General features: G+C 67.4%; 15 protein-coding genes. 6 read left to right on the top strand and 9 right to left on the bottom strand.

Annotated elements, in window-relative coordinates:
* Positions 1–46: 46 nt before the first annotated feature.
* The gene (locus RUU78_RS02585) at positions 47–2,188 is read right to left on the bottom strand and encodes a hypothetical protein (protein WP_313913351.1); all 2,142 of its coding nucleotides are present in this window, start codon (positions 2,186–2,188) and stop codon (positions 47–49) included.
* A complete protein-coding gene (locus RUU78_RS02580; protein ID WP_313913349.1) occupies positions 2,185–3,393 on the bottom strand; it encodes a hypothetical protein in 1,209 nt (402 codons plus the stop codon). Before RUU78_RS02580 ends, RUU78_RS02585 begins: the two co-directional genes overlap by 4 nt.
* Before the next feature lie 323 nt (positions 3,394–3,716).
* On the opposite strand from RUU78_RS02580, the gene RUU78_RS02575 reads away from it, so the two are divergent.
* Positions 3,717–4,148 (top strand): hypothetical protein, encoded by a 432-nt coding sequence (locus RUU78_RS02575; protein WP_313913347.1) that lies wholly within the window; start codon positions 3,717–3,719, stop codon positions 4,146–4,148.
* 84 nt (positions 4,149–4,232) lie between these two features.
* On the opposite strand, the gene RUU78_RS02570 is transcribed toward RUU78_RS02575, so the two are convergent.
* Entirely contained in the window at positions 4,233–6,371 is a 2,139-nt protein-coding gene (locus RUU78_RS02570; protein ID WP_313913346.1) for a TonB-dependent receptor, read from the bottom strand.
* A 243-nt stretch (positions 6,372–6,614) separates the two neighbouring features.
* Between RUU78_RS02570 and RUU78_RS02565 the strand changes: the two genes are divergently transcribed.
* The gene (locus RUU78_RS02565) at positions 6,615–7,049 is read left to right on the top strand and encodes a hypothetical protein (RefSeq protein WP_313913344.1); all 435 of its coding nucleotides are present in this window, start codon (positions 6,615–6,617) and stop codon (positions 7,047–7,049) included.
* 53 nt (positions 7,050–7,102) lie between these two features.
* On the opposite strand, the gene RUU78_RS02560 is transcribed toward RUU78_RS02565, so the two are convergent.
* From RUU78_RS02560 to RUU78_RS02545, 4 genes are all read right to left on the bottom strand, one after another.
* Complete coding sequence (locus RUU78_RS02560) at positions 7,103–7,585, bottom strand: glutathione peroxidase (RefSeq protein ID WP_313913342.1); 483 nt, start codon at positions 7,583–7,585, stop codon at positions 7,103–7,105.
* Positions 7,586–7,643: 58 nt separating this feature from the next.
* Entirely contained in the window at positions 7,644–8,126 is a 483-nt protein-coding gene (locus tag RUU78_RS02555; RefSeq protein ID WP_313913340.1) for a peptidylprolyl isomerase, read from the bottom strand.
* Positions 8,127–8,232: 106 nt separating this feature from the next.
* Positions 8,233–9,528, bottom strand: a complete 1,296-nt coding sequence (dctA, locus tag RUU78_RS02550; protein WP_313913339.1) for a C4-dicarboxylate transporter DctA — start codon at positions 9,526–9,528, stop codon at positions 8,233–8,235.
* 166 nt (positions 9,529–9,694) lie between these two features.
* A complete protein-coding gene (locus RUU78_RS02545; RefSeq protein WP_133818751.1) occupies positions 9,695–9,904 on the bottom strand; it encodes a cold-shock protein in 210 nt (69 codons plus the stop codon).
* Between the two features lie 339 nt (positions 9,905–10,243).
* Here RUU78_RS02545 and RUU78_RS02540 point away from each other — a divergent pair, with 339 nt between their 5' ends.
* From RUU78_RS02540 to RUU78_RS02525, 4 genes are all read left to right on the top strand, one after another.
* The gene (locus RUU78_RS02540; protein ID WP_313913333.1) at positions 10,244–11,674 is read left to right on the top strand and encodes a TIGR04222 domain-containing membrane protein; all 1,431 of its coding nucleotides are present in this window, start codon (positions 10,244–10,246) and stop codon (positions 11,672–11,674) included.
* A 162-nt stretch (positions 11,675–11,836) separates the two neighbouring features.
* Complete coding sequence (locus RUU78_RS02535) at positions 11,837–12,478, top strand: glycine zipper domain-containing protein (protein WP_313913331.1); 642 nt, start codon at positions 11,837–11,839, stop codon at positions 12,476–12,478.
* Positions 12,478–12,978, top strand: a complete 501-nt coding sequence (locus tag RUU78_RS02530; RefSeq protein WP_313913329.1) for a hypothetical protein — start codon at positions 12,478–12,480, stop codon at positions 12,976–12,978. Before RUU78_RS02535 ends, RUU78_RS02530 begins: the two co-directional genes overlap by 1 nt.
* Positions 12,979–13,170: 192 nt before the next feature.
* Entirely contained in the window at positions 13,171–14,025 is an 855-nt protein-coding gene (locus RUU78_RS02525) for a Calx-beta domain-containing protein (protein ID WP_313913328.1), read from the top strand.
* A 191-nt stretch (positions 14,026–14,216) separates the two neighbouring features.
* Here RUU78_RS02525 and RUU78_RS02520 read toward each other — a convergent pair whose 3' ends face one another.
* Together RUU78_RS02520 and RUU78_RS02515 are read right to left on the bottom strand one after the other, a co-directional pair.
* Positions 14,217–16,388, bottom strand: a complete 2,172-nt coding sequence (locus RUU78_RS02520) for a hypothetical protein (protein ID WP_313913326.1) — start codon at positions 16,386–16,388, stop codon at positions 14,217–14,219.
* Entirely contained in the window at positions 16,385–18,868 is a 2,484-nt protein-coding gene (locus RUU78_RS02515; RefSeq protein WP_313913324.1) for a hypothetical protein, read from the bottom strand. The genes RUU78_RS02520 and RUU78_RS02515 overlap by 4 nt, the downstream gene beginning before the upstream one ends.
* Between the last annotated feature and the right edge of the window lie 47 nt (positions 18,869–18,915).

The following is an 18,915-nucleotide window of genomic DNA, read 5'->3' as shown; positions in this document are numbered from 1 at the left end:
GTTTATGACGGCACGGGCGCACGCCCCGGACGGAGGGTGCGGAAAATCAGGTCAGCTGGCGCAATTCCTCGGCCAGCAGCACCGGAATTTCCGCCGCCTCGAACTGGCGCGCGAACAGCGGCACGGCAAAGAAAAAGCGCTCGCCGTGCTTGTCCAGCACATAGGCCAGCTGCAGGCGCGCGAAGGAACGCCGCAGCATCTCGACCTCGATATTGGCCCAGGGCCGCAGCAGTTCGACCATGTCCGCGAGGCTGGTGCCGGCCTGCGCCGCGACGCGGTACACCACGATGCGGTCCAGCCGCGAGGCGCGCTCGTCATGACTGAGCCGGCCCCAGCCCGCGAGCGCGTCGAGCACGGCCTGGGAGTTCAGGGCGCGCTCGACGTCGCCGGACTCGATCGCGCGGCCGCCCCGGTCCAGCGCCTCGAGGCACTCCTGGCACAGGATCGCGATGAGGTTCGCGCGCCTGCCGCTCTGCTGCACGATGCGCTCGACCAGCGCGTGATCCGCGAAGCGCAGGTTGAGCACGCCCAGCGGCACGGTCGCGAGTTCGCGGCAGGCCTCGGCTTCCAGCCCGCCGACACTGACGACTTCACCGAAATTGCGCAGCGGCGACTGGTAGTCCAGCGCCGCGGCGGCGTAGAGGTCCCAGAAACCGGCGAGCAGGAAATGGCAGCGCCCTTCCTCGGACAGCGCGCGCATCGCCGACAGCTCGGCGTAGTCGCGCGCCGCGTCGGCGCGGAAGAACGGATCGGCCTCGTCGATCAGGAGCAGCAGACGCTTGCCACCCTGCTGGCGCACCAGTTCGGCGACGACAGTCGACAGGTCGCTGTCCAGCGGCAGGCCACTCTGCGCGGCCAGGCGCGGCAGCAGGCGATGATCGCGCAGCACGACGTAGACGCAGGCCAGATGCGGGTGCGCGCGCAGGCGCCGTTCGATCGCCTTCATGAGGCTGGTCTTGCCGAGCTGGCGGCCGCCGATCAGCAGGTAATTCGACGGTTCGCGCTGCACCACCCGCGCCAGCAGGCTCTCGCGGCCGAAGAACGACGACGCGCGCGCGACACCGCCGCGGGTCTGGTATGGCGAGATTCGCGTGAGGCGCAGCTGCTGCGCCATCGCCCGCAGCAGAACGTGAAGCGGCTCGCGTTCGAGCAGCCAGGCGGTCTGGATTTCCTGGCTGATGCAGACGAACAGATTGGCGCGCTCGGCACACAGCCCACGGAGTTGCGTCTCCGCGGCCGCGTTCGGCGTGAACACCAGCAGTACGTCCAGACCCGTCTGCTGCTGGCGCAGATGACGCACCAGCTGCGCGCCGTCGAGGTCGGCGCGGGGAAACCACGCGAGACACCGTTCCAAAGACACCGGCATATCACTGGAAAACGTCCACTCATATACATTTCCCGGAAGATTCCAGCCGCCGCTCGGCGCGCACCGCGCCGCCACGCGCAGGGCGAAGCGCTGCGCACGCTGCGCTTCGTCGAGCTGCGCAAACCCGATCGCCTCGTTCCAGTCGGCCGGATCGACGCCGGCCGCGGCGAGCGTGACGTCGCGTCGCTGCAGCCAGCCCAGTGCCGTGTCGATGCGCCGCAGCAGCGGCAGCGGCATGCGCTTGAGCCGTGCCGGGTCACGCTGGATCGGCGCGACCAGCGGATGGCGCCAGAGCAGCAGCACCCCCAGCACCAGCAGTACCAGCAGCGACAGCACGAGCAGCGAGGTGAGACTGCGCGTCGTGCCGCCGCTGAAGTCTTCTTCGCTGCGGCAATTCAGCGGCAGGTAGTCGGCCGGTATCGGCGGATCACCGGCGCGGCAACTCCAGTCGCGCGTCTGCGGATCCCAGCGATACAGTACACGCCGGCCGTGCAGGCTGCGGTCCAGCTGCGGCAGCGGGAGCACCGTGCCGACGATCTCGTTTGGCTGCAGCGACAATTCGAAGGTATCCCCGAGCGCAGGCACTTCGAGCGTATCCAGCCGCGTAGGCCACTCGTCGCGGTCGCTGACGTAGGCGTTGACACTCATGCGCGCCGCCTGGAGTTCGACCCAGCCGTTCGCCAGCCAGGCCCGGCTCTGCGGGCTGACCAGCACGCCGCTCAGCGAAGAATTCCACTGCGGCACGATCAGCGCCGTGCCGACGAACAGCGTGACAGCGGCCACCAGGGCGGCGCGCAGCCAGAACTTGCGCGTCGGGCTCATGCGCCGGCATCGCTCCACGCGGCGATGATCTGGCGGCCGGCGCGGCGCACCGCGTCACAGCGCCATTCCAGCTGCAGGCCGTCGCCGCTGGCGCGCGCAGTCACGAGGTTGGCCCAGAACAGGCGGCGCAGCAGCCGGTCGATCAGGTAGGGCTGGGCGCGGCCGATACTCGTCTGGTCCAGCCAGGCATCGACGCGCGCACGCGCATCGGCGTCGCCGAGCAACGGAACGAAGCCCTCCCACAACCGGATGCTGCCGGCGAGGCACTCAAGCAACGGGGTCTGCTTTCCGGAATAGGGTTCCGCATGCCAGCGCAGCGCTTCGTCGATCAGGGCCGGATGGCCGCCGCAGGCCTGTTCCAGCCTTGCCAGCAGCGCGCCGTCGACCTCGGCGACCGGCAAGTGCCGGCCGGCCAGCGCGCGCAGTTCGTCCGGGCCGGGATCGGGCCAGTTCTCCACGCTCGCAATATTCAACAACGACAAGTCTCCACTCTGGTACTTCAGCTCGGCCAGCGCCTCGCCGCCGCAGAGCAGCAGATGCAGGCGTCCGCTGTACATCTCGCTGAGGCCGCGCAGAATGCCGGCGAGCGATTCGCGCAGGTGCGCCTCGCCTTGCTCGAAGCGGCTGACCAGGCAGAACACGCGCTCGCCGGCGGCCAGGCGCCGCTCCAATGCCGACTCGAAGGCGAAGTCCGAATCAATGCCGGCAAAACCGCACTGCGCCCCGATCGCACTGAAATAGCTGCGTGCATCGGCCTCGACGCTGTAGGGCGGCCGCACATGCAGCACCGCCGCTTCGCCATAGCGCTGCCGCGCCGTCGCGAGCAGCGCGTCGCGGAACGGTGGCTGGCCCCAGTGGGCCTGGCTGAGCAGCATCAGGATCGGATACGGCGCCAGGCGCTGCAGCCGCTCGAACAGGCGGCCGATGTAGTCCGCGTAGGGCTGTCCCGGCGCCTGGCTGCCGACCGGGTACTCGGGTTCGAAGCCGGCACTGTTGAGCAGCCGGTCGGTTTCCTGCTCGCTCAGGCGCAGGTAGCGAGCGCAGTCGACCAGCTTGTGGCGATGCTTGCGGTTGGGCATCGACAGGCCGTGGCGCCAGTTGTTGACGGCTTCCCGGCTCATGCCGATCTCGGTCGCGACACCCGAGGCACTGGCGCGGATGCGACGCATGAAGACCGTCAGCAGACCGGCGAAATCTTCGGACATGGGCGCATCCACGCGGCTCTCGGGATCGCGCACGCTACGCAAGGCAGGCGGAAAGTCAAACATGCCCGGGCCGATTGCCTGTCCACGCGCCTCGTGCGCCTTTCCCGCCCATCTCCCACCACCCCTTGCCGTTCGCGACCCACCGCATTGTCGTCATTGCCGGCGCGTGCCGGAACCGGCCGTATGTCCGGCCTTCGCCCTGCCCGCTTGACGCGGCGTCAAGCCGATGACGACGTTCGCCATTGCCGGTTGCAGCGCCTATCCAACGTATGCAGCGGCACACGAGCCGCTGCCGCCCTTACCGCCGCCCCGAGGACAATCCAATGAACGCATTGCGCCTGCTCGCCCGTCCCTTCGCCCTGGCCATCGCCCTGCTGCCGCTGGCCGCGGCCGCCGCACCCCAGGGCACGACCACGTTCGCCGTCAGCGCCGGCAGCTTTTCCGCCTGGACCATCGACGGCAGTTCCAACCCGCCGCTGACGCTGGAGCGCGGTCGCACGTACGTATTCGACCTCACCGGCGTGAACGCCGTACATCCATTCAACATCAACACCACGAACACGACCGGCAACGGTGCGCGCTACAACGTTGGTGTCAGCAACAACGGAGCGACCGGCGACACCGACATCACCTTCGTCGTGCCGGTCGCCGCGCCGAACAGCCTGCACTACAACTGCGGCAACCACGGCGCGATGAACGGCACGATCACGGTGATCGACCCGGACGGCATCTTCGCGCACGACTTCGAACCGTAGACCAGGCCGGCTTCCGAAATCGGCCTTGGGTCCGGTGCAAGGACGACGGTTGCCGCATCTGCGATTGCGGCGGCCCTCGCTTCGCTATTCCCCGTGATCCCAGCGCAGGCCGATCGACCAGGTGCGATCCGGCCCCGGTTCATAGAAGCGGCTGTTGCCCTCGTTGACGATGACCGAACCGACGTAGCGGCGGTCGAACGCGTTGTCTACACGAGCGAAGCTGTGCAGGCGGCTTTTGCCGACTGCCCAGTGACGACCGAGATCGAGGTTCAGCAATCCGTAGCCCGGTGCGTGCTGGCTGCCGCTGTCGTTGACCGTGACCGCGCCGACCGCCACCGCCTGGGCGCCGGCGCTCCAGTCGCCACGACGCCATTGCAGTCGGCTCGCGAATTGGTCGCGCGGCACGCCGGGAATGCGCGTGCCGGCCGGTACGGGCGTGTTCGGCGAGGTGCAGCCGGCGGCAACGCAGATCGGAAACGTGTCGCGGAACGCCGCGCGCAGATGCGTATACGCCAGGTCGATCTGCCAGGCAGCGCCAAGCGGCAGAATGCCGGCCACTTCTACGCCTTCGCGCCGCGCGCGGCCGACGTTGCGGAAGCTGCTACGCCCCCCGACATTGCGCGCGACCGCGAGTTCGTCGTCCGTATCGGCACGGAACAACGCGGCTTCCAGCGCCACGCCGCGCTCATTGCGCCACTTTGCACCCACTTCCACATTGCGGCTGCGCGCCGGACGCAGGTCGAGCGCCAGTCCCGCAGCGCCGTCGGCACGATAGCCCAGCTCATTGAACGTCGGTGTCTCGAAGCCGCGACCCGCCGACAGGTAGACGCGCCAGTCCTCGCGCGGCGCGAACATCAGGCCGGCGACCGGCGTGGTCTGCGCGTAGTCGGCCGAACCGCTGTCGTCCGGATTGCCCGCTACGACATAGCGGTCGTCCGACACGTAGCGGATCTCGCTGCGCCGCGCGCCCGCGAGCAGCGACCAGCGCGGCGCGAATTCCCAGAATGCCTGCGCGTAGACGTCGGAGTTGCGTGCGGTATTGCGTTCGTCACGCCGCAGCGCGCCGCGTACGCCGAGCGTGCCGGCAACGAAGTTCTCGAAACCGCGGCGCTGCTGACGCTGCATGTCCGCGCCGAGGCCCGCGCTGACTTCGAACGCGCGCGCCGCGAGTTCGCCACGCCACGACCAGCGCAGGTCGCCGCCGCCGTAGTTGCTGTGCAGATCGACGACCCCACCGGAGTTCAGCGGATTGGCCTGCACCGCGACCGGCAGCGCGAGGAACTGTTCGATCGAGCGCTCACCCGCGTAGGCCATCGCGCGCAGCGTGTGGCCACCGCCGAATGGCTGCTCAAGGATCGCGCCGAGCTGGTTCTGGGTCGCCGACTTGCGCGTGTCGAACTGGTGCGCGACGGTCGTCGCCTGGCGCGGGTCGGCCAGCGCTTCGGCACGCGTCAGGCCGAGCGGATCCTGCGCATCAGGCGCATGGAAACGATTCGCGACCAGCGACAGCGTGCCGTCACTACCCATCGCGATGCGCAGCTTCGCGTTGAACGATTCGCGCCGCGACGCGCTATGGTCGCGATAGCCATCGCTGTCGGTCACCGAGGCGGCCACGCTGTAGCCAATGCGCTCGTTACCACCGCGTGCACTGACACCAGACGCGGTGCTGCCGTAGCGGCCGGCACTCGCCTGCGCGCGCAGTTGCAGCGGACCTTCGCCATCGGCGCTGACGATCTGGACAACGCCGCCCGAAGAGTTGCCGTACAGCGCCGAGAACGGCCCACGCAGCACCTCGATGCGATCGCCCGCGAGCAGGTTGAAATGCGAGATCTGGCCCTGTCCGTCGGGCATGGTCGCGGGGATGCCGTCGGCATAGAGGCGCAGTCCCCGCACACCGAAAGTCGAACGGGCACCGAAGCCGCGGATCGACAACTGCGTGTCCTGCGCCGGGTTCTGCCGTTCACGCGCGAGCAATCCCGGCACGCCGGCCAGGGCAGCCGACACGCTCGCCGGTACTTCGTCGTCCAGCGAGACGACACTGATCGAGGCCGGTGCCTCGAAATGATCGACTGACCGCAGGCTGGTCGACAAGACAATGATCCCCTGCAGCGGCGTCGCAGGATCGTTCTGTGCGCGGGCCGGCGCGGCCAGCAAGCCGGCACCGATCAATCCGGCGCCAAGCAGCCGGGCAGGAGCCCACGCGAGGAAAATAAATCGGACCAATCGACTACCCGATCACGTCATCAGCGCACAGTGTCGCGCAAACAGGCAGAAGGAAACGTGTTGGCGCATCGAACGACGGCGGACCGCCGCGCGTCGACGGGCCGCGGCTCGCCATGCTGGCTCGACGGCCGTGTGCGGTGAGCGGCGGAATAGCAAACACGCGCCGGCATGGTCTTTAGCGCATCGCTATTCCCGCGGCCTACGGCTTTTTGCACAATCGTCCTTCATACCGAGGACAAGCCGATGCCCGTACTGCGTTCCCTGTTCGTTCTCGCCGCGATCGCGAGCGCGCCCTTCACCGCCGAGGCCGCCGGACGCGGCACCGTCACGCAGACCTTCCAGGTCAGCGCGGCCGGTTCTGCCGCGTGGACCATCGATGGCCAGACCAATCCGTCGCTGACCCTGCAGCGCGGCGGCACCTACGTGTTCCATCTCAACAACGTCGGCGCGACCCATCCGTTCAACATCAACACGATCAATGCACCCGGTCCCAACTTCCTCTACAACAACGGCGTCACCAACAACGGCGCGACCGGCACGATCGACATCACCTTCTTCGTACCCGGCGACGCGCCGAACACCCTGCACTACAACTGCGAAAACCATGTCGGCATGAACGGACCGATCGCGATCACGGCACCGGACCTGATATTCGCAGACACTTTCGAAGGCGCGTAGCCCGGCGCCAAAACAAGGCGGCCGGCCGGCCGCCCCAATGCGTGATGCTGGCGCTAGCCGAGCACGCCGCCAAGATCCTTGTCGATCTTTTCCGGCGTGTCGGTCGGTGCGTAGCGCTTGACCACTTCGCCTTCGCGGTTGACGAGGAACTTGGTGAAGTTCCACTTGACGCCTTCGGTGCCGAGAAATCCAGCTTTTTCACTTTTCAGCCATTTATACAAGGGATGCGCCTTGTCGCCGTTGACGTCGACCTTGGCGAACATCGGGAAGCTGACGTCGTAGGTCGTCGAGCAGAAGTTGCGGATCTCGTCGGCATCGCCGGGCTCCTGATGGCCGAACTGATCGCAGGGAAAGCCCAGTACGACCAGGCCTTCATCCTTGTGCTTGCGATACAGCGCCTCCAGACCCGTGTACTGCGGCGTGAAGCCGCACTTGGACGCGACGTTGACGATCAGCAGCGCCTTGCCCTTGTAGTCCTTCAGCGGCTGCTCGTCCCCATCCAGGGTCGTCGCGGAAAAATCGTACGCGGTAGTCATGCTTCACCTCGTGCTGGGTCTGGCATCGAAACGGTATCGCCGCGGGTCGCGCGCGACATCAATGCTGGTGGCCACCGGCGCCATGCACATGGCCATGCATGACTTCCTCGGCACTGGCTTCGCGCACCTCGATGACCTCGATCGCGAAATGCAGCGTCTGGCCGGCCAGCGGATGATTGCCGTCGACGGAGACGGTCGCTTCGTTGACGGCGGCAACCGTCACGGTCATCGGGCCGTTCGGGCCGTTGGCGTGGAACTGCATGCCCGGCTCGATCACGTCCACGCCCTGGAACGCTTCGCGCGGCACGTGCTGGATCAGGCCCTCATGGTGCAGGCCATAACCTTCCTCGGGCGCGACGACTACGTTGAACGTGTCGCCGGCGCTCTTGCCGGTCATCTCGCGTTCCAGTCCCAGCACGATATTGCCGGCGCCGTGCAGATAGGCCAGCGGTTCGCGGCCTGCGGACGAGTCGATGATCTCGCCCTGCTCATTGGTCAATGTGTAGTGAAACGCGGCGACACAGCGCTCGGCAATCTGCATGTAGTTTCTCGGAATGGGGCCCGATACGGGCGGGACGCCGACAGCATGCCGGACGTGCCGCGAAGCATGAGGGCCGCGTTCCGTCGATTCAAGTCGCACGTCGGCCTCAGGATTGCGCCGGCTCGGCCTCGGCGGTTTCGTCGCTGGGGCCAGCGGCAAAGGCCGCGTGCATCTTCGCGTCGTCGCGCAGACCTTCCCAGCGCGCAACCACCATGGTCGCGACGCCATTGCCGATCACATTGGTGATCGCACGCGCCTCGGACATGAAGCGGTCGACACCGATGACCAGCGCCACGCCCTCGACCGGCACCTTTCCGGCCAGCGCGCCGAGCGTCGCGATCAGCGTGGTCAGACCCGCGCCGGTGATGCCGGCCGCGCCCTTGGATGTCAGCAGCAGCACGCCGAGCAGCACGAGTTCGTCGTGCAAGGTCAATTGCGCGCCGACGGCCTGGGCGATGAAGATCGACGCCATCGTGAGATAGATGCAGGTGCCGTCGAGATTGAACGAATAACCCGTCGGCAGCACCAGACCCACGACCGAACGGTCGCAGCCGGCCTGCTCCAGCCGCATCAGCATGCGCGGCAGCGCCGACTCCGACGACGACGTACCCGCGACGAGCACGATCTCGCGCCGGATGAAGACGAGAAAGCGCCACAGTGAAAATCCCGACAGGCGCGCGACGAGGCCGAGCACGCCGAACACGAAAAAGATGCAGGTCGCATAGACGCAGAACAGCAGCCAGCCCAGCGACGCCAGCATGCCCAGGCCGAACTTGCCGATCGCGAACGCCATCGCGCCGAATGCACCGATCGGCGCGGCGCGCATGACCAGAGCGACGATCTTGAACAGCACCTCGGACAACTCCTCGAGCAGATCGAGCACGCGTCGGCCGGCCGCGCCGCTGTGCGTCATGGCGACGCCGAACAGCACGGCCACGAGCAGCACCTGCAGCAAGTTGTTGTCGACGAAGGCCGACACGAGACTCTTGGGAATGACGCCGAGCAGGAATGCCGATAGCGTCTGCTCCTTGGCCGCCTGCAGATAGGTATCGGTTTTCTTCGGATCGAGGTCGCCGGGCTGTATTTCCATACCCGCGCCCGGCTGCAGCACGTTGGCGACGACGAGTCCGATGACCAGCGCCAGCGTCGTCATCACTTCGAAATAGATCAGCGCCTTCAGGCCGATGCGTCCGGAATGGCGCAGATCGCCCATGCGCGCCATGCCGACGACGATGGTCACGAAGATGACCGGACCAATGACCATCTTGACCAGACTGATGAACCCGTCGCCGAACGGTTTCATGCGCTCGCCAAGCTGCGGGTCGTAGTGACCGAGGGTGATGCCGATCGCGACAGCGATCAACACTTGCACATAGAGATTCTTGTACGCGCCGCGCCACATGATCCGACCTCCCCCGGAGCCTGGTCGAGGCTATCCGGAAACGGCGGCCGGCGGGAAGATGCTGGCGCGCACGCCCCATCAGTGCCGGAGTGGCGACGGATCGCAGAAAACAAAAAACCCCAGGCGTTTCCGCCTGGGGTTTTCTTAAAAGCTAGGGCCCGCTAGTTCAGACAACCTGAACCTGGTCGGCCTGCATGCCCTTCTGGCCCTGCACGGCGACAAAAGTCACGCGCTGGCCTTCCTGAAGGGTCTTGAAGCCGGTGCCCTGGATCGCGCGGAAGTGCACGAACAGGTCAGCGCCGCTTTCCGGGGTGATGAAACCAAAACCCTTGGCGTCATTGAACCACTTGACGGTGCCAGTCTGACGATTCGACATATCTTAACTCCATGAAACAATTTGAGAAAATCACGATCCGGCATCCGGATCGAGACTGAGGTTGCAGGGAGCAAGCAGGGCGAATCGATGAAGAAGACCGCGAGCGGTCAACTGCATCAGGCCACAATTTACCGTGACCCAGGCAAACACAGTGCGGCGAAGATACTCGTATTTTTGTTCCCTGCCAATAGGTTCAGCTTGAAGCCTACGAATTATCTTGCGAAAGCCATGCAGGGCCTCGTCTAGCTGCACCCCTTGCGTTCGCTTGGGCGCTGCCTGATCGTTCCGCTTGTCATCGGCTGCGGGTAATGTGGCCCAGCCCCTGCAGTGGAGACAGTCATGACAGGCACACAAGCAGTCTGGTCGGCACAGCAGCGCGAACTCTGGCAGCGGCTGGACGCGCACGATTTCGGCACCGCGGACAGCACGCTGAGCTTCGCCCGCAAGCTCGCGCGCGACCATGGCTGGAGCCAGGCGCATGCGGACGGCGCAATCCGCGAGTACAAGCGTTTCTGCTTTCTTGCCGCGGTTGCTGGGCACCCCGTCTCGCCCAGCGATGCGGTCGACGAAGTCTGGCACCAGCACCTGACCTACAGCCGGGACTACTGGCGGCGCTACTGCCCCGACGTGCTGGGGACCGATCTGCATCACGAACCCACGCGCGGCGGTCTGGAACAGGATCGTCGCCACTACAGCCAGTACGCCGAGACCCTGGCGAGCTATCAGCGCTGGTTCGGTCCGCCGCCCAAAGCGTTCTGGCCCAGCGCGCAGGTGCAGACCGCCAGCCCAGCGCGCTTCCGTCGCATCGACCTCGCCCGCAGCTGGCTGCTTCCGCGTCCCGTGTGGCCGCGGCCGGACTGGCGCCGGCTCGCCGCCGCCGCCGTGCTGCTGAGCATGGCGCCGCTGCTGCAGGCGCTGCCGCTGAACCCGCTGAATTTCGATGGCCCGACCTTTCTGGGCCTTTACCTCGCGCTGTTCCTCGCCTGCATCGGCATCACCGTGCTGCTGCGGCGGCAGTTGACCGAGGTCGGCGGAGAAGCGCGCGGCGCCGCGCTGGACACCTGGTCGACGGCCTACCTCGCCGGCGGCACTCAACGCGTCGTCGATGCGGGCGTGGCCAGCCTGCTCGCCGGCGGTCAAGCCCAATGGGATCGCACGAAGAAACGCCTCGAAATCGCACACCCACAGCAGGTACGCGACTATCCGCTCGACGAGATCGCGCGTGCCGCCGCGGCCGAGCCGTCGCTGAACCGCGTCGTGCGCCGTGTCGACGGCCGCCTCGAACGCATCCGCAACGCGCTGCTCGCGCGCAAGCTGCTGATCGACGATTCGCGGCGCTGGATGCTCGGTTTCAGTTGCGCCCTGCCGTTTGCGCTGCTAACCGTGCTCGGTGTCGCCAAGATCATCGTCGGTCTGGCGCGCGACCGGCCCGTCGGATTCCTGATCTTTCTCACGCTGATCGCGGCGGCCGCTGCGCTGCTGCTGCTGTTCAACCGTCCCGAGCGCAGCCGCGCCGGCGACAGGGTGCTGCGCGAAATGAACACGCGCCACGCCCATGCGCGCCGCGCACCGCGCGATGCCGATATCGGTCTCGCCGTCGCCCTGGCCGGCACTGCCGTGCTGGCCGGCACCGCGTATGCGAGCTTCCACGATTTCCGATCCCCGAGTTCCGGCAGCAGCGGATCGAGCGACAGCTCGTCCGACAGTGGCTGTTCTTCGGACAGCGGCAGTAGTGGCTGTGGCGGTTGTGGCGGCGGTGGCGGGGACTGACGCGCTTTACTGGTCGCGCCGACGGCTTCGAACGTGCGCGCAGCGGTGAGAGGACGAGTTCCGGCGCGGCAGTGAGGGGTATCACGCGGACGAGCGTCGTCCGTGCTACCCCGGACTGGACCCGCCATGTCGCCGAAGCGCCTCACGACTTTCCGATTCGTCATGTTTTCTCTGTTCGCGCTGCTGCTCGGCGCGTGCGCAACCGACCAGCAGCGCACACGCAGCGAAGGTACCGCCGCGGGCGTGGTGGCGGGCGCGGCGCTGGGACGCGCGATCACCGGCAACGATCGCGGTACCGCGATAGGCGCCGTCATCGGTGGCATCTTCGGCGCAGTTGCAGGCAATCGCATTGCGGAAAAGAAAGCCGCCTACGCCCAGCGCGAGGAACAACTGCGCCAGTCGGCACAGCGGACGATGGCACTGGCCGAATCCACACGGACGCAGAACGAGCAGCTCGAACACGACATCGCCGAACTCGACCGCTCAGTGCGCGAACTGGTTGGCGCCAGGCTCTCCGCAGTATCACGGCAGAAAGCAGCTAGCGCGAATCAGCAACGCAGCGCCGCCCTCGTCGAAACAATTGAACAGCAGCTCGCGCAGATGAAAAACGAAGTCGAGCGGCAGAACCAGCTCATTGCCGCCGTGCAGGCCCAGGACAAGGCACAGAAGAACAAGGCGCAGGCCGAGCCTTCGGAGGGCATGCGCCTGGTCGCCGCCAGCTTGCGCGAACTCGGAACGCAGACGCGGCAGCTGGAACTGGCCCGGCTGCAACTCCAGCAGATCGACGAACGGCGGGCCTACTGATGCCGCGCCGTTCGCCAGGATGGCTCTGCGGCCTGGTGCTGCTCGCGGGCGGATGCGCGACGACCGGCGACCCGCAACAGGGCGGGCTGTTCGGCTGGAGCGAAACCAAGGCGCGAGACCGGAGTCAGGAGCTCGAACGACGCAACGGCCGCGCCGAGGCCCATGTCGCGCAAGAGGACCGGCGCCGCGAACACCTGCGTGGCCAATACACCGCGCTCGACGTGGAAGCGCAACGGCTGAAGGATGAACTCGACCGGCTCGGCGCCGAGAACCGCGCGCTCGATGCGCAGCTTCGCAACCTGCTGCAGCAGCGGCGACTCGGCGAGGGCGAAAAACGCCGCCTTCAGTCGCTGCTCGCCGAAAACGGCGACTGGCTCGCCGCCACGGCACGCGCCGCGGCTGTCGACGACGATATCGACGGCCGCCGCGCCGAGGTCGAGAGCGCAAGCGCGCACAACGCCCGCCTGCACCGCGAGCTCTTCGCACTACTCCAGGACTGAGCTGAACCCATGGCAGCCTTCCGACGCGCGCAGTACTGGTGCATCAATCGCCGGGACTGTGCAGTAGCGCGCAGCGACCGCATTTTCACGACGGCAGAACATGCCCGCCATGATGGCTTCTGCCGTTTGGGCACGCGCGGCGGTTGCGGTGCGCCACTTCGGCGCGGCGAGGATCGCGACCTACGCGCGCCTATGCTCGGATCGGTCCTGCTCGCTGCCCTGCTCACCGGCATCGGTACGGTCACGGCACCCCTGCTGCTGGAGCGGCACCGACCGGCACCTGCGACCATCCGCTTCGTACTGCCGGAAACCACGACGTCGGGCACGGAGGCCCTGCTCGACATCGAGTTGCGCCGCGACGCCTACATTGACGAAGCGATCGATGTGCCATTCGAGACGCGCGACGCCTCGGCGCAGGAGGGCGTCGACTACGCGGCCGCTCGCGGTTTCCTGCATTTCGCGGCCGGCGAGCGCACCCAGCGCGTATCGGTGACCCTGCTGCCCGATCCCAGCCATCAGAAAGGACCGCGTCATTTCACGCTGGTGCTGCCGCAGGCCAAGGGCACGCCGACGCACCGCATCGCAATCGTGCCGCCCCAGGTAAGCGCGTCCGACGCGATCGCAGCCGAGGCGCTCGCCCTGTCCGCGTCCCGCATCGCCAAGGACATCGCCGATCTGCGTCTGAAGCTGCAGGTTGTCGAGGAACTGATGACGGCCAGCCGCGACGACGACGGAGCCTATGCCGCCTATCGAAGGCGGCTCGCGACGACGAGCGGCGATCTGAGCCGCGCACGCGAGCGCTACCTGCACGAAATGGAACAGCTCCGGCGCCTCAAGTCGGGCGCGATACTCGACGCCGTGGACGCCGTCGCCGCACGCCTGGACGGGCAAGGCTACGCGCAGCAGTCCAAAGCGGTTCGCGTGATGAAGCGCCATCTCCTCGAACTGATGGACGGCCGCGCGCCGGAGATGGATCGCTGGGTCGAGGAACTGATGCGCACGATCCCGCGGGTGGAATCGTCGGCGCGGAATCCGACCACTGTCTGAGCGGCAGCCGGTCCGGTGCCGTCACACGCGCGTGGCACGGTCAGCCCCGCTCCGCATCCGCACGACTGACACGAGTTTTCGCTACGCGCTTCCGACGACGGCAGTGCTCGCCGACCTGCTGCCTGTCGCTGCATTGCGGGCGCAGATGAAACGGCGCGCGCAATGCAGGCCCGACCGCACCAGCAGCGCCGCTACTGCGGCGATGTCGGCAGTGCCCTGGCAGCGGAGTCGTCCTGCGCGGCAGGGCGCGCCTGTTCCAACGCTGACGCCGGAGAACCGGTGCCCGTCAGCATCGCACCGGCCTGCGTACCGGGAATCGGCGGCGGCCGCCACGACGGCGGCGACGAGGACGTGGCGGGCTGGTGCCACTGATCCTCGCGCTGACGCAGATGCTCGCTCATCGCAACGATCTCGCGCTCGGCCCGGTCGCGCTGCGTCGCGTGATCGATATCCAGCGTATTGCCCAGCGCGGCGGCTTCCACCTCCGCCAGCTTCTGCTGCCGCGCCACACGCTGCTGGTGCATGAGTTCATGGTCCTGCACGTCGTGCCGCTTTTCCTGCTGTGCGATCAGCTCGGCGGCTTCCTTGTCGTTGCGCAGTCGAGCGATGCGGATGGCCTGCGCCGCGGAAGCGGCGAGCGTGTCGCGGCGGCCGAAGCCGCGCAGCTGCACGCGCAGGCCGAACTCGTCGGCGATGGCACTGGCGACGAGTTCGTTCGCCCAGCGCTCGATGCTCGCGGCGTTCTCCGCGGAAGCCCAGACGCGCGCGAAGTCCCGCTGCATCGCGATGCCGTTGCGCAGCGTCGCCATGACCCGCTCGCGGATCTCGGCAACCTCGATGGCCACGGCCAGCGCGCGCCTGGGTTTCGCATCGACATCGCTGATGCCGCGGCGCCGCGCCTGCACGCGCATGTCATCGAGCGTGCGCGGCGAGTCGCGCCGATAGCCGAAATTGCCGGACTGGAACCGTAACCACGCCATCTCGTCGGGCGCGATGTCCATGATGTCGATGATGCCGTCGACCTCGATCGTGTCGCCGTGGCCTCCGTCAGCCTGAGGCGAGGCCGCGACCGTGAAGTCGATCGCGGGCAGCCGGCAAAGCTCCATGAAGCGCATCACATCCTCGGTCGGCTCGGAGCGCAGGCGCAGTATCGTGGCGCGCAGGCCGAAGCCCGCAAGCTCTTCCACGATCCGCGCCTCCAGCGCCGGACGCACTTCCACGTCGAACTTGACGCTGGCCGCCGTGTAGTCGAACTGCGCCAGCGTCTCGCGGCAGCAGCGGCGGACCAACCCGGCGATGGGTTCGGCCGGATCGGTCACGTTCGCGTCGACGAGGCGCCGCATCGCCTCGTCGTCACTGCCCGCCTCGACCTGCACGCTGACCGACAGCTCGACCACGCCGCGCGAACGAAGCTGGTAGGTGTCGCCGGCCGGCACCTCGACGACGAGTCCGTGGAACAGCTTCAGCGCCGATATGTCGATCAGCGTGCTGAACAGCCGGATGCGGTAGCCGATTGACTTCGCGAATGCTTCGAGGCGCTGCGCCATGTCGGCGCGGATTGCGTTGTCGTCCGCGGCGAAGGCGCGCGCGACGGCGTAGTAGCGCTTGCCAAAAAGCAATTCCTTCACCGCTTCGGCGACCTGCCGCTCGAGCGCAGCGCGAATCGACGCCTCGTCATGCAGGCCGCTGCGCTTGTGCGCCTGGATATTGTCGAACTGAAGCAGGGCGGTCGTGACGACCTCGCTGCTGCCGTTGCGGTCCAGCAGCGTGAACGCGTTCGTGCACCGAACTTCGATCTGCCGCGGCGCCGGATCGCGCATCTGGAAGCCGACGCGGAACGGCACGCCCAGTTCGGCACTGACCGCCGCGCCGACTTCGGCGTCGAGCTCGCGCCGCTGGCTCATGCCGGCGGCCGTCGGCAGGAAGCAGTCGTGCAGGCTCTCGCCGCGCTTTTCGCACTGCTGCAGCAGCACTTTCAGCTGCCGGTTCAAGTGCCGCGCGATCATCCGGTGCAGCGCCGTGCCCGCCGTCTCCACGCCGGAAAGCAGGGCCACGGCCAGTCGCCCCGCGGCGTGCGCACCGTAGCACTCGATCTCGAAATTGATGTCGAAATCAAGCTCGATCGCGCTGGCTCCTTCGGACCAGTGCATCGTCCAGTTGCTCACGCGCATAGGCACGCCGGGTTCGCTCACGAAAACGTGGCGTCCGGAGAGGTCACCGCGCAGCCAGCCGAACTGGCGCGGCCGGAACGGTTCGACCTTGCCGTCCCGCAGCACGAAGCGATGCCCCTCGCCGCTGACCTTGGCCGAGAACGTGGCCGCATTGATGAGATACAGGAATTTGTCGAGATCGTGTTCGTTCACGATGGCAGTCTCCGCAGGACGGGTTGATCGGAAGCCGATCCACCGGAAGCGGTGGGACGGACGGGGGATTGCCAGCTACGCACGAGCATCTGCAGCGCCCTCACGGCATCGTTGGCCGCGCGCAGCGACGGCATGTCGCCGACGCAGTCGGTGCACGCCTGCTGCAGCTTCCGCAACTGGTCGCCCACGACCGACGCGATCCTGATCTGCTGGTCCCGGCGCAGCGTCCGCACCCAGGGACGCGACAGCGTGGCGATCGCGTCCGGCAACTGCTCGGCCGCGTCGGTATGGTGGCGCAGCAGGCTCTGCACGATTGAACAGTAGATCGACATCGCGGCCGGCAGGTCGACGCTTGCCGGCTCGCGCACACCCGCACCTTCCGCTGGACTCGTGACGGCGAACAGACCGGCCAGGGTGTCGGCAAAGCGCTGGCGCATCCGGGCGTCGCCGAACAGGGAACGATAGACGGCGGAAGGCGACGCGCCGGACTGAAGCTTTTCGCAGTTCTCCGCCACGGCCGAGACGAAATCGCGGGCGAGCCGGCGCGCGCTGGCTGCCGCCTCGGCGCTGCTGCCGGCAGGATTGCCCTGCGCCACCGCTGCTGCCGCATAGTCGAGCCAACGCGCCGGCGACGCCACCAGGAAGCGCGCCAGCGTATCGCGTAGTACGTGGCGCGCGAACGGAAACGGCACCTGCGAGGGCCGCCGCAGCCCCCACTCCGTAAGCCATTCAATGTGCACAGATCCACATTCTTCCATATGCCTTGCCAGCGCCGTCACTGCGGCCGCCGGGTCCAGGAACGACCGGCCCAGCAGCAGGTCGAGCACACTGCCCTGGTTCTGCACGATGCTCGCGAGACACACGTTGCCGCGCGGCAGTCCGTTTACCCGGCTCCAGAACAATGGCGCATACGGCGCGCGGCGCTGACTGCCGAGCTGGTCCAGCAGATCGTCCGCCCGCAGCGCCCTGACGAGCCGCGCCTCGGTCGTGGCGAGCAGCGCGGCAACGTCGGTCGCGCAGTCCGTTGCGAACTGCCGGTGGGCGCCGGCCGTTACGACGTCATCCAGCAGATCGGCGACGCGAAGGACGGCGTGCTCCATGCGGTTGCGCGCCAGCGCCGCCTCAAGCTGTCGCACGATCCACATCGTGTCGAGGCGGCGCACGCCGACCTTGTCCAGCTCCAGCAGCAGGCGACGGTAGGCAGCGCCGAAACGCGCTGTCGGGGTGCCAGCGAAGTACGGCTCGGCCAGGACTTCGGCCATGCGGTCCAACACCGAGGCATGCCGCTCGTACAACCAGCCGGGCATGTCGACGCGGCGACTGCGCGTGTCGAGATACATGCCCGGTTCGGCAGTCGCGTCCGCGGTCGCCACATCGTCGAGCGTGTGGGGCGCGCGCAGCACGACGTGCAATTCCGCGCGCACCGCATCGCGTTCGCCAGCCTGCCAGCGCTCCGCGCGCGTGCGCGTCTCCGGCGTCGCGTCGGCCCGCGGTTCAGGTGCGGTGACCAGGCTCTCGACCAGCGCGCCGAACTCGCGGAAGCCCAGTCCCGGGAACAGCGCGGCGCAGGCCACGAGCGTGGCGTCGAAACTGTCGTTGAGCACGACCGGCGCCTCCGTCGGTGCCGCCGGCGCATCGCGCAGGCGCCACAGCGCGATCTCCCGCGACAGCAAGGTTTCCTCGCAAAGGCTGGCCATGTCGGCAACGGCGACGGTCAGCAGCAAATAACTGTCATTGTCGCGGAGCGTGCGGCACAGATGGCGCACCGGTTCTACCTGCCGATTGAAGAAGCCGACGCTGTCGGCGCTGCCGCTGCGGAACAAGTAGATGACGGAACGCCGACGGTCGGCACGCCACGTCGGCGTGTGGGCGAGGTTCTGCGGCGCGAACGGCCGGTCGTACTTGCTGGACAGCGACGAGCAGCGCGGTTCGCGCCGCAGCAGTTCCGACACAGCCTTGCGCAGTGCCGCCGTTGCGCGTGCCTCCGCCGACGTCGTCGGCGCATGGCAGATCAGCAGCAGGCGGCGTTGCTGCAGCAAGGCGAGGCAGCCCTCGAAGCTGCCGGCATCTTCGGCGGCGATCTCGCCGGGCAACGGGATGGCTTCGATCAGATAGTCCTGCCAGTCGTCGCTGAGCGCCGTGCTGCGGTCGCACAACAGCACCGTGGTGCCGCGCTCCGCGGCGTCGTGGGCGAACGCCGCAACGCCGCCGGGTTGCTTTTCGCCGGACGGCAGCAGCGGATCGGCGTCGTCATCGGGCGCGCCGCCGCGGGCACGTTCCGCGTCATCATCGAGTTTAGGCATGTCCGTCGACGGCACTGGCGAACCCGGCTGCACGGCTTCCGGTTCGCGCTGCCCATCGCCGGCGTTCGCGGTTGGCGCAAGGCACTCCGGCATGACGCGCGGCGATTCTGCGGCCGGCATCGGCCCCAGCCCTGCAGAAACGGGCAGCGGTGGTGGATCAGGCAGCTCGTCGCTCATCGGAATTCATCGTCAGTGGAGAAGCGATGCCTGGTGCGGAATCAGCG

Source organism: Tahibacter sp., from assembly GCF_032229445.1.
GTDB lineage: Bacteria > Pseudomonadota > Gammaproteobacteria > Xanthomonadales > Rhodanobacteraceae > Tahibacter.
This window is presented reverse-complemented; position numbering and strand designations above follow the sequence as displayed.

Bases quoted from the DNA above. Each gene is read 5' to 3' on its own strand.
- RUU78_RS02585 (WP_313913351.1), bottom strand. From the start codon at position 2,188: ATGAGCCCGACGCGCAAGTTCTGGCTGCGCGCCGCCCTGGTGGCCGCT.
- RUU78_RS02560 (WP_313913342.1), bottom strand. From the start codon at position 7,585: ATGACTACCGCGTACGATTTTTCCGCGACGACCCTGGATGGGGACGAG.
- RUU78_RS02530 (WP_313913329.1), top strand. From the start codon at position 12,478: ATGCCGCGCCGTTCGCCAGGATGGCTCTGCGGCCTGGTGCTGCTCGCG.
- RUU78_RS02555 (WP_313913340.1), bottom strand. From the start codon at position 8,126: ATGCAGATTGCCGAGCGCTGTGTCGCCGCGTTTCACTACACATTGACC.
- RUU78_RS02565 (WP_313913344.1), top strand. From the start codon at position 6,615: ATGCCCGTACTGCGTTCCCTGTTCGTTCTCGCCGCGATCGCGAGCGCG.
- RUU78_RS02540 (WP_313913333.1), top strand. From the start codon at position 10,244: ATGACAGGCACACAAGCAGTCTGGTCGGCACAGCAGCGCGAACTCTGG.
- RUU78_RS02535 (WP_313913331.1), top strand. From the start codon at position 11,837: ATGTTTTCTCTGTTCGCGCTGCTGCTCGGCGCGTGCGCAACCGACCAG.
- RUU78_RS02575 (WP_313913347.1), top strand. From the start codon at position 3,717: ATGAACGCATTGCGCCTGCTCGCCCGTCCCTTCGCCCTGGCCATCGCC.
- RUU78_RS02545 (WP_133818751.1), bottom strand. From the start codon at position 9,904: ATGTCGAATCGTCAGACTGGCACCGTCAAGTGGTTCAATGACGCCAAG.
- RUU78_RS02515 (WP_313913324.1), bottom strand. From the start codon at position 18,868: ATGAGCGACGAGCTGCCTGATCCACCACCGCTGCCCGTTTCTGCAGGG.
- RUU78_RS02525 (WP_313913328.1), top strand. From the start codon at position 13,171: ATGCTCGGATCGGTCCTGCTCGCTGCCCTGCTCACCGGCATCGGTACG.
- dctA (WP_313913339.1), bottom strand. From the start codon at position 9,528: ATGTGGCGCGGCGCGTACAAGAATCTCTATGTGCAAGTGTTGATCGCT.
- RUU78_RS02580 (WP_313913349.1), bottom strand. From the start codon at position 3,393: ATGTCCGAAGATTTCGCCGGTCTGCTGACGGTCTTCATGCGTCGCATC.